This is a genomic window from uncultured Rothia sp., from assembly GCF_937976295.1.
Classification (GTDB): Bacteria; Actinomycetota; Actinomycetes; order Actinomycetales; family Micrococcaceae; genus Rothia.
On record NZ_CALJRY010000176.1, the window covers coordinates 1 to 9748 of the forward strand.

The 9748-nt window shown below is 65.9% G+C and carries 8 protein-coding genes; 7 read left to right on the top strand and 1 reads right to left on the bottom strand.

All coding sequences use genetic code 11. The features are described from left to right. From hemE to hemB, 7 genes are all read left to right on the top strand, one after another. The coding region (gene hemE, locus Q0216_RS04860) for a uroporphyrinogen decarboxylase (protein WP_298593381.1) at positions 1-1119 on the top strand (1119 nt) is incomplete at its 5' end. Between the two features lie 138 nt (positions 1120-1257). Further along, positions 1258-2808 carry a protoporphyrinogen oxidase gene (hemG, locus tag Q0216_RS04865; protein WP_298593383.1) on the top strand — a complete coding sequence of 517 codons (1551 nt, stop codon included), beginning with the start codon at positions 1258-1260 and terminating at the stop codon, positions 2806-2808. A gap of 84 nt (positions 2809-2892) precedes the next feature. Further along, the gene (hemQ, locus tag Q0216_RS04870) at positions 2893-3717 is read left to right on the top strand and encodes a hydrogen peroxide-dependent heme synthase (RefSeq protein ID WP_298593384.1); all 825 of its coding nucleotides are present in this window, start codon (positions 2893-2895) and stop codon (positions 3715-3717) included. Continuing rightward, positions 3714-5168 (top strand): ferrochelatase, encoded by a 1455-nt coding sequence (locus Q0216_RS04875; protein ID WP_298593386.1) that lies wholly within the window; start codon positions 3714-3716, stop codon positions 5166-5168. The genes hemQ and Q0216_RS04875 overlap by 4 nt, the downstream gene beginning before the upstream one ends. A 110-nt stretch (positions 5169-5278) precedes the next feature. Then, positions 5279-6430 carry a hydroxymethylbilane synthase gene (locus tag Q0216_RS04880; protein ID WP_298593388.1) on the top strand — a complete coding sequence of 384 codons (1152 nt, stop codon included), beginning with the start codon at positions 5279-5281 and terminating at the stop codon, positions 6428-6430. 5 nt (positions 6431-6435) lie between these two features. Beyond that, positions 6436-7311, top strand: coding sequence for a uroporphyrinogen-III synthase (locus Q0216_RS04885; RefSeq protein WP_298593390.1), 876 nt, complete (start codon positions 6436-6438; stop codon positions 7309-7311). A 55-nt stretch (positions 7312-7366) separates the two neighbouring features. After that, on the top strand, positions 7367-8368 hold the full coding sequence (gene hemB / locus Q0216_RS04890) for a porphobilinogen synthase (RefSeq protein ID WP_298593392.1): 1002 nt from the start codon (positions 7367-7369) through the stop codon (positions 8366-8368). A gap of 92 nt (positions 8369-8460) precedes the next feature. Here hemB and Q0216_RS04895 read toward each other — a convergent pair whose 3' ends face one another. Continuing rightward, positions 8461-9645: a transcriptional regulator gene (locus Q0216_RS04895; RefSeq protein ID WP_298593393.1), complete on the bottom strand. Its 1185-nt coding sequence runs from the start codon at positions 9643-9645 to the stop codon at positions 8461-8463. Positions 9646-9748 lie beyond the last annotated feature (103 nt).

Here is a 9748-nt window from a genome sequence, read left to right on the forward strand (position 1 = left end):
CCCGCACACCCCACCGACGCCCAGCGCCCCCTGCTCACCGACGAGCAGCTCGCACACCTACCCGCCAACCACCCCCTGCGCGCAGGCACCGCCGCCGACTCGCCCATGCTCCGCGCCCTCACCGGCCGCCCCTCCAGCCACCGACCCGTCTGGTTCATGCGCCAGGCAGGCCGCTCCCTGCCCGAATACCGCCAAGCGCGCGAAGGCATCCCCATGCTGGACGCATGCCTCACCCCCGACCTCGCCGCAGAAATCACCGTGCAGCCCGTCCGCCGCCACAAGGTCGACGCCGGCATCTTCTTCTCCGACATCGTCATCCCCATGAAGCTCGCGGGCGTCAACGTCGACATCGTGCCCGGTCGCGGCCCCGTACTCGACCAGCCCGTACGCACCCTCGACGAGGTGCGCGCCCTACCCGAGCTCAAAGACAACGACCTCAACCCCATCCGCGAAGCCGTCGCCGCCACCGTAGAAATGCTCGGCGACACCCCGCTCATCGGCTTCGCCGGAGCCCCCTTCACCGTCGCCGCCTACATGGTCGAAGGCGGCCCCTCCCGCGACCACCTGCGCCCGCGCACCATGATGCACGCCGACCCCGCCGCCTGGCACGAACTCGCCGCCTGGGCAGCCCGCACCGCAGGCCAGTTCCTGCGCGCACAGATCGAGGCGGGCGCATCGGCCGTGCAGCTCTTCGACTCCTGGGCAGGTTCCCTCGGCGAAGGCGACTACCGCCGCTACGTGCAGGCGCACTCCGCAACCGCCCTCGATATGGTGCGTGAATACGGTGTGCCGCGCATCCACTTCGGCACCGGCACCACCGCGCTGCTGCCCGCCATGCACGAAGCCGGCGCGGACGTCATCGGCGTGGACTACCGCCTGCCGCTGTCCGCAGCGAACACCCTGCTCAACGGCGCCGTACCCCTGCAGGGCAACATCGACCCGGCACTGCTCGCCGCAGGTAGCGAAAACCTCTACGCACACGTAGACGAAGTGCTCGCCGAAGGCAACGCCGCCCCCTCGCACGTGGTCAACCTCGGCCACGGCGTACCCCCGACCACCGACCCGCAGGTGCTCACCGACCTCGTGGCATATATCCACGAACGCACCGCGCAGGCATAGGATAAATAACGATAAATAGACGGCGCAGATGCCGGACACCCTCTGGCATCTGCACCGAACATCTGCACCCCGAACCAACCACCACGCCCGTTACCGCAATGGGCAACTCCACTGCAGGCAGACCAAAGGAGAACCACCATGGGCCACACCAACCAGGCACCGTACCGCACCGCACAGGTCAGTTCCTCCGCCGCGCCCCAGGCCGCACGAGCATTCACCCGCAACGAGAAGGTGCCCACCGCCATCGTGATCGGTGGCGGCCCCTCCGGCCTCATCTCCGCACGCCGCCTCGCCGCAGCCGGCATGCGCGTCACCCTGCTCGAGCAGAAGCACCACCTCGGCGGTGCAGTTGGTGCCCACGAAGTTGGCGGCCTGCTCCTAGACTCCGGCGCCGAATCCTTCGCAACCCGCAGCCCCATCGTCAGCGACCTCGTCAAAGAACTCGGCCTGGGCGACAAAATCGTCACCCCCAACTCCTACGGCTCCTGGCTGTACCTGCCGCAAGGCGCCCGCCGCACCCCCAGCACCGGCATCATGGGCATCCCCGGCAACGTCAACGACAAGTCCCTCATTCCCGTCATTGGCAAGAACGGTCTGCGCCGCGCCCAGGTGGACAAGTTCCTGCCCGTCTCCGCCGGTGAAAACGCGAAGACCCTTGGCGAGCTCGTGCGCATCCGCATGGGCCAGAAAGTGCTCGACAACCTGGTCGCCCCCGTCGTCTCCGGCGTGTACTCCACCCACCCCGACAAGCTCGACGTGGACGCCACCATCCCCGGCCTGCGCGCGGCACTGCGTAAGCACCGCTCCCTCTCCGCAGCAGCGGCAGCCTTCCGCTCCGCAGCACCGGCAGGCTCTCAGGTGGCAGGTATCGTCGGCGGCATGAACCAGCTCTCCGAACGCCTCGTCGAGGAGCTCTACGCCGCCGGTGTTCGCATCGTCACCGGATTCGACGTCATCGCCGTAGACCGCGATGAATCCACCGGCCAGTGGTTCATCATCCAGCGCCACACCACCGACGGCGAAAACACCCCCCTCTACGCCGACTACCTGGTAGTCGCCACCGACGGCCCGACCGTAGCCCGACTCATTGGCCCGCACGTCTCCACCGCGCTACCCGCCCTGGAACCCGGCCCCGAAGTCGCACTCGTCACCCTCGTCGTTGACGCACCCGACCTGAATAAGCACCCGCGCGGCACCGGCCTGCTCGTCTCCGAAGAAGCAACCGCCGTCCGCGCCAAGGCCCTTACCCACGCCACCGCCAAATGGCAGTGGGTCGCCGACGCCGCAGGACCCGACCGCCACGTCGTGCGCCTCTCCTACGGCCGCGGCGGTGAAGACGCCCGCTTCTCCGAAGTGGCGCTCGCCGACGAACAGCTCATCACCCTCGCCCTGCGCGACGCCACCCGCATGATGGGCGTCGCCCTCACCCGCCGCAACCTCATCGACGCGGACGTGGTGCGTTGGCGCGGCGTACTGCCCGCCTCCACCCCCGGCCACCGCAAGCGCGTGCAGGATTTCCGCGACCGCGCCAGCGAACTGGGCACCCTCAGCACCGTCGGCTCCTGGGCCGCCGGATCCGGCCTGGTCCTCACCGTCAAAGACACCTACGAGCAGATGGACCAGCTAATCTACCACGCCGCGCAGAACTGGGAAGGCGTCACCTCCCCGAAGAGCGCACCCGCGAAGTAACCAGACCAAAAAATTGAGAAAACGCGCAGCAACGGAAGCCGCGCCTCCAGCACAGCGAACCCTCGCTGAAGAAAGGAACACACAATGTCTCACGATCACGCAGCACACGGCCACGGCGGCGCACACGGTGCACAGGGCCAGGGCGGCTACACCCACCCCGGCCACGGCTACGGCGGCGCACCCAAGGGCTACGCAGTCCAGCACTCCGCAGCTGACGAAAACCGCCGCGGCCGCGAAGAAGGCGAAACCCTGCACTACGCCCTCTACACCGTCTTCGCACGCTCCGGCGCGCGCCCCGCAGAAGCAAACACCGACGAAGCACGCGCAGAATTCGAGAAGGTCGCCGAGCAGCTCGCAGCCGACGGCGTGACCCTGCGCGGCATCTACGACGTCTCCGCAATGCGCGACAACGCAGACATCATGATCTGGACCCACGGCGAGAGCCCCGAAAAGCTGCAGGCAGCAGTCCGCAAGATCCGCCGCACCGCACTCTTCGCAGGCACCACCATCGTCTGGTCCACCATGGGCGTACACCGCGAAGCAGAATTCACCCGCAACCACGCACCCGCCTACGCACGCGGCAAGGCACCCGAAGCATGGGTCTGCGTCTACCCCTTCGTACGCTCCTACGACTGGTACTACATGAACCCCGAACGCCGCGCAGAAATGCTCAAGAACCACGGCATGAAGGCAATCGACTTCCCGCAGATTCTGGCAAACACCGTCGCAACCTTCGGCATGAACGACTACGAGTGGGTCCTCGCCCTCGAAGCACCCGAACTCGTTGACCTCGTCGACATGATGCGCCACTTCCGCAACACCGAAGCACGCCTGCACGTGCGCGAAGAAACCCCCTTCTACACCGGCCGCCGCATCGGCGCAGACGAAGTGGCAGAGGTTCTGGCGTGAGCCATCAGCCGAACAACGGCGTAACCCTCAACGGCACGCTCCTGCCGGACGATGTGGTACCCAACCGCACCGACCCGGCAAACACCGCCTCCAACGGCCCCGCCGCGCTCAACGAGCAGACCCTCGGCGACTACCGAAGCGAACGCAGCATCACCCGTGAACGTGCCGAAGAGGCACGCCCCTACGACCTGGTGATTCTCTCCTCCTTCGGTGGCCCCGAGGGGCAGGAGGACGTCATCCCGTTCCTGCGCAACGTAACCGCTGGCCGCGGCATCCCGGACGAGCGCCTCGAAGAGGTCGCCACCCACTACCGCGCCAACGGCGGCGTCTCGCCCATTAACGAGCAGAACCGTGCCCTGCTCGCCGCACTGCAGCAGGCGCTTGCCGAGCGCGGCCCGCACATCCCGATCACCTGGGCGAACCGCAACTGGAAGCCCTACGTGAAGGACGTGCTCGCCGAAGCCTACGAGAACGGCCACCGCAACGTGCTCGTGCTGGCGACCAGCGCCTACCCCGGCTACTCGAGCTGCCGCCAGTACCGTGAAGACTACGGCATGGCGATTGAGCAGCTCGGCCTGGAAGGCCGCGTGCACGTGGGTAAGATCCGTCAGTTCTTTGACGTGCCCGGCTTCTCCCGCGCTTTTGCCGACGGGCTGAAGGACGGGCTCGCCACGGTGCGTGAGCAGCTTGCCGCACGCGATAGCGGTTCGCTCAACCCGCGCCTGCGGATTATGTTCTGCACCCACTCGGTGCCGACCTCCGCGGCGAACGAGGCAGGTCCGCGCGGCGTGAACTACGAGGGCGGCTCCGCTTACGTGGAGAAGCACCTGCAGGTCGCTCGTGCCGTGCTTTCGCTGGTGCGCGATGAGGCTCCGCAGCTTCTGCAGAACGTCGAGTGGGAGCTGGTGTACCAGTCCCGTTCCGGCCCGCCGTCCATGCCGTGGCTCGAGCCGGACGTCAACGACGCCCTGGAGGCGCTACCCACCCCCGCCAACCCGGCGGAGGACGGCGAAGCCCCCGTGGAAGGCGTCGTGCTGGTGCCCCTCGGGTTTGTCTCCGACCACATGGAAGTCAAGTGGGACCTGGACACCGAGGCGCTGGACACCTGCGAGCGCCTGGGCGTGGTCGCCGTGCGCACCCCCACCCCCGGCACGCATCCGGCGTACGTGGAGTCGCTGCGCCGCCTGATTGAGGAGCGCGTGGAGAACGGCGTTTCAGCCGACCTGCGCCCCGAACGTGAGAGCGTCCTCGCCCCGAGCGCAAGCGGCCAGTACGGCTGGTTCGACGAGTGCGAACCGGGCTGCTGCAAGCCCGGTCGCGGTGCGCCGAAGCCGGTGGTTGCAGAATACGCGCCCGCCGTTTCTGAGGACGCCACCTCTGCCGCAACCGCTGCCGAAACCCCCGCCAGCCGCTCCGGTGGCTGCGGCTCCGGCGGATGCTGCTCCCACTAACACCACCCCTGTAGCTCCGGCTCGCCCCAATACCCTTTGACCAGGGGACGCGGGCGGGTCGGAGCGCACGTGCCTACGGGCTATCACACACGTCACCGACAAGGAGAGATATGAGCCATCACGAGTACATCTTGGGCACCCGCGGGTCTGCTCTCGCCCTGACCCAAAGCCGTATTGCTGCTGAAACCGTCACCTCCCTCTACACCGAACACCAGGCACATCACGGTGTTGCAGATGCTGACGGCGCCGCAGATGCCGAGGTCGTGGACTTCACTCTGCGCACCGTCAAAACCGAAGGTGACGTGCTCACCGGACCCCTGGCAACCCTCGGCGGCACCGGCGTATTCGCGGCGGCACTGCGCCAGCGTCTGCTCGACGGTGAGAACGCCTCCGAAGAAAACCGCGTGGACATGGCAGTACACTCCCTCAAGGACCTGCCCTCCGCACCCTGCCCCGGCCTAGTCATCGCCGCAACCCTCAAACGTGAAGACCCCCGCGACGCCCTCGTAGCACGCGACGGCCTGACCCTCGACACCCTGCCCACCGGCTCCCGCGTGGGCACCGGCTCACCCCGCCGCGCCGCCCAGCTGCGTGCGCTGCGCCCCGACCTTGAAATCGTGGACATTCGCGGTAACGTGGGCACCCGCATCGGCCGCGTGAAGGGCCTTGAAGAGCATGCCGGCAAGCAGGTCGTGCTCCGCCAGAACGCTGAAACCTCCGAACGAGCCGATCACGGTGTAGGCACCGAACGCAGCGGCGACTGCGACGCCGTGGTGCTCGCTGTCTCCGGCCTAAAGCGCCTGGGCAAGGAAGAACTCATCACCGAGTACCTTGACCCCACCCGTATGTTGCCCGCCCCCGGTCAGGGTGCGCTCGCCCTGGAAGTGCGCGAAAGCGAGTTCGAGAACCCGGACCCCGCCGCGCTCGCCGACCCCGAGGTGGCGCGCCCGGTCCGTGCCCTCGGCCGCGCCCTGCTTGCTGCAAACCACCACGAAACCCGCCTCGCCGTCAGCGCCGAACGTGCCCTGCTGCGCCGCCTCGAAGCCGGATGCGCCGCGCCCATCGGTGCGTACGCGCAGGTGGTTGAGGGTGACCTGGTGCTCAATGTTGTGGTGGCCTCCCCGGACGGCACCGACATGCTGCGCCACACCTCGGCAACCGCCGAACTGGATGTGCCCGGCGCCGAACGCCTGGGCGTGCGTGTAGCGGAAGACCTGCTACAGATGGGTGCCGCCGCCCTTGCCGGATTGGATCTGAAGTAGGCGTCATGTCTGCCTCGTGTTCTGAACCTCGGCTGGCTGATACCCCGCCTGCTGAATCCCCGCGCACGGTTCTGCTGACCCGCTCCGCCGCGCAGGGTGCCGCCTTCGCACGCGCCCTCGCCGAGGAATGCGCGCAGAACGGGTCGGGGGAGTGCCTGGTACTCTTCGCCCCGCTGCAACAGGCACGCACCGTCGAGCCGGGCGAAGACCACGCCGCCGCGCTGGAGGCGCTCGCCTCCGGTCACTACGCGTGGGTGAGCTTCACGAGCGCCAACACGGTTCGCGCCTGCGCCGAGCTGTGGGGTGACCAGTTCGCCCGCGCCTGCGCGAGTGGGGGAGTGCGCATCGCCTGCGTGGGTGCGGCAACCGCCCGCGCCGTGCATACCCAGCTGGGGTTGGGCACGGATTTTCAGCCGCAGGTGCAGAACGCCGCCGGTATGCTTGCGGAGTTTGAACAGCCTGCCGCTGATGCTGCCGCCGTGCTGGTTCTGGAAGGCTCCAACGCCCGCCCGACCCTGCGTGAAGGCCTCAAAACCCTGGGTTGGGATAGCCGCCGCTGCGTGCTCTACGACATGATGCCCGCCGAGCAGGTGGCACCCGGCGAGCTGAGCCTCAGCGCCGCCCGCGCGCTCGTGCAGGGGAATGCCGTAGATGCCCACGCCACCGAAACCCCCGCGCCGGATGTGCTGGTGGTGACCGCCCCCTCCCGCCTGCACGCCCTGCTGGACGGCACCCCCGCGCTACCGCCCGAATCTGTGCCGCCGGTGGTGGCGATTGGGGCGAGTACCGCCTCCGCATGCCGCGCCCTGAACCTGCGCCACGTGCAGGCCGATTCGCCCTCCCCGCAGGATTTGGCGCGCGCCGCTACAGCTCTCATGTAGGCGCGTCCTTCATCTAAGACTTCACATTATTTCGCAAGAATTTTCAGGAGAGATCATGAACCTCACCCGCCGCCCGCGCCGCCTGCGCACCACCGCAGCCATGCGCTCCCTCGTCGCCGAGACCACCCTGCGCCCCTCGCAGCTGATTCAGGTGTTCTTCGTTCGCGACGGCATCGACGAGCCGCAGCCGATTCGTTCCATGCCCGGCCAGTACCAGCACACCCTGGAGAGCATCATCCCCGCCGTGCGTGAGGCGTACGAGGCGGGCATCCGCTGCATTGACCTGTTCGGCATTCCCCGCGATGAGGATAAGGACGAGGTCGGTTCGACCGCCTGGGATCCGCAGGGCATCCTGAACCGTGCGATTGCGGTGTGCCGTGAGGAGTTCGGCGACGACCTGGTGGTTATGGCTGATACCTGCCTGGATGAGTTCACGAGCCACGGTCACTGCGGCGTGCTGGTTGATGACGGCCACGGCACGCTCGTGGTGGATAATGACGAGACTGTGGAGCTGTACTGCAAGATGGCGGTTTCGCAGGCGCGTGCGGGTGCGCACACGGTGTCCCCGTCGGGCATGATGGACGGCCAGATTGCGGCGATGCGTGCCGCCCTGGACGAGGCTGGCTTTGAGGACGTGTCGATTCTGGCGTATTCGGCGAAGTACGCTTCGGCGTTCTTCGGCCCGTTCCGTGACGCGGTGGAGTCCAGCTTCACGGGTGACCGTAAGACCTATCAGCAGGATCCGGCGAACCGCCGCGAGTCGCTGCTGGAGGTGCGCGCTGACCTGGAGGAGGGCGCGGATATGGTGATGGTGAAGCCTGCCGGTAGCTACCTGGATATTGTGCGTGAGGTGGCGGAGTTTTCGCCGGTGCCGGTGGCGGCGTATCAGGTGTCGGGTGAGTACGCGATGATTGAGGCGGCTGCGGCGAACGGCTGGATTGACCGTAAGGCTGTGGTGTTGGAGTCGCTGCGTTCGATTCACCGTGCCGGTGCGGACGTCATCTTGACCTATTACGGTACGGAGGCGGCACGCTGGCTCCGCGAGCTGGATGCCTAACCCCTCCCTCCCTCTGGACGCCGAGAAGCCACATGTGTTTCGAAAAGCCACATCTTTGGTGGCTTCTCGAAACACATGTGGCTTTTCGCCGTTTATGCTTGTTCTTCGCTGACTGGCTTGTACCCGAGGGAGGTGCACACAATGTTGCCGTTGGTGAAGTATTCCGCGAGCTTCTCCCGGTCGGCGGGGGAGCGCAGGTCCGCCCAGCGTTCCTGCTCCAGGTAGAACGCAACCTGGGAGGTCAGGCAGACGACGCGCTCATCGTGCACCGCCACAATATGCCTGCGCAGCCACGGCATGCGCTGAGCGAGGTTCGGCGGGATCTTGGACGGCACCTTGATTTCTATCTGCCATTGCGACGGCTCGTAGAAGGTCGGCTTGATCTGTTCGGGGTTCTTCGGGAAGACGCAGAACTCCTCAATATCGGCGTAACTGTACTTCTTTGCGGGCAGGAAAAGCCGCCCGACGTAGAACGAATCGGGGTTGAACAGCAGGTATACCTTCAAATAATGCCAACGCAACGCTAACGCTGCTGAGGCGGTAACAGCCAGCATGATTGAGGCGCCGCCAATAGGTATCGGCGGGGTATACAGAATCTCCAAACCGACCAGCGAGTAGAGGAAGACGACGATTGCCAGCACCAGCGCCACCACCACGGTCACGCACAGCCCCAGGTAGAGTCTAGGCGTCCTACGCACTGGTTTAGCTTGGGGATGAGCGTCCCGCGGAGTAAAGAATGCGTCAACGCGGTTCAACATTTCGCCCAAGACTCGTGGCATGCCTGCGGTGTGGTTATCGAGGTTGAAGTAGCGGGAGCTACGCCAAATGAAGCGGCTCCAGCACGCACCCAGATAGACCATGTAGAACGGCAACACTAGTGCCGGTAGCAGGATGCCGTCACGGGCAATGTCCTTGTACAGCAGAAAAATGGACCGTGCGACAAAGCAAGCCCACACGTACATAACGGCGTGCATCCACGCCTCAAACTTGGATACGCCAGAAATGCTGTCGAGTTCTTTCCTGGCGCGGGTGAGGTTGGAACGCAGCTTATGTTTGGGGAGCGGGTCGCCGTCCAGGGAGCGGCGTTCGGCATACCTCATCGCTTTGTCTACGGGAGAGCCCTTGTAGAAAACGTGCAGCCGCCTCGCTTCTTCCTTGCTCATGGTTGAGGAGTAGGCGATATCGACTGCTACGCACACCACCAAGTACAGCAAGAAGGCGATGAGCCATATGTAGCGTACCGGCTCTAGGGGTATCCCCAAAGCGCTTAGCTCCATGAGTTGGTCCTCTCTACGGGGTATCGGTGATGGTGTGTCTATGGTGCTCAGAAGCCACATGTGTTTCGAAAAGCCACGTCTTATGTGGCTTCTCGAAACACAT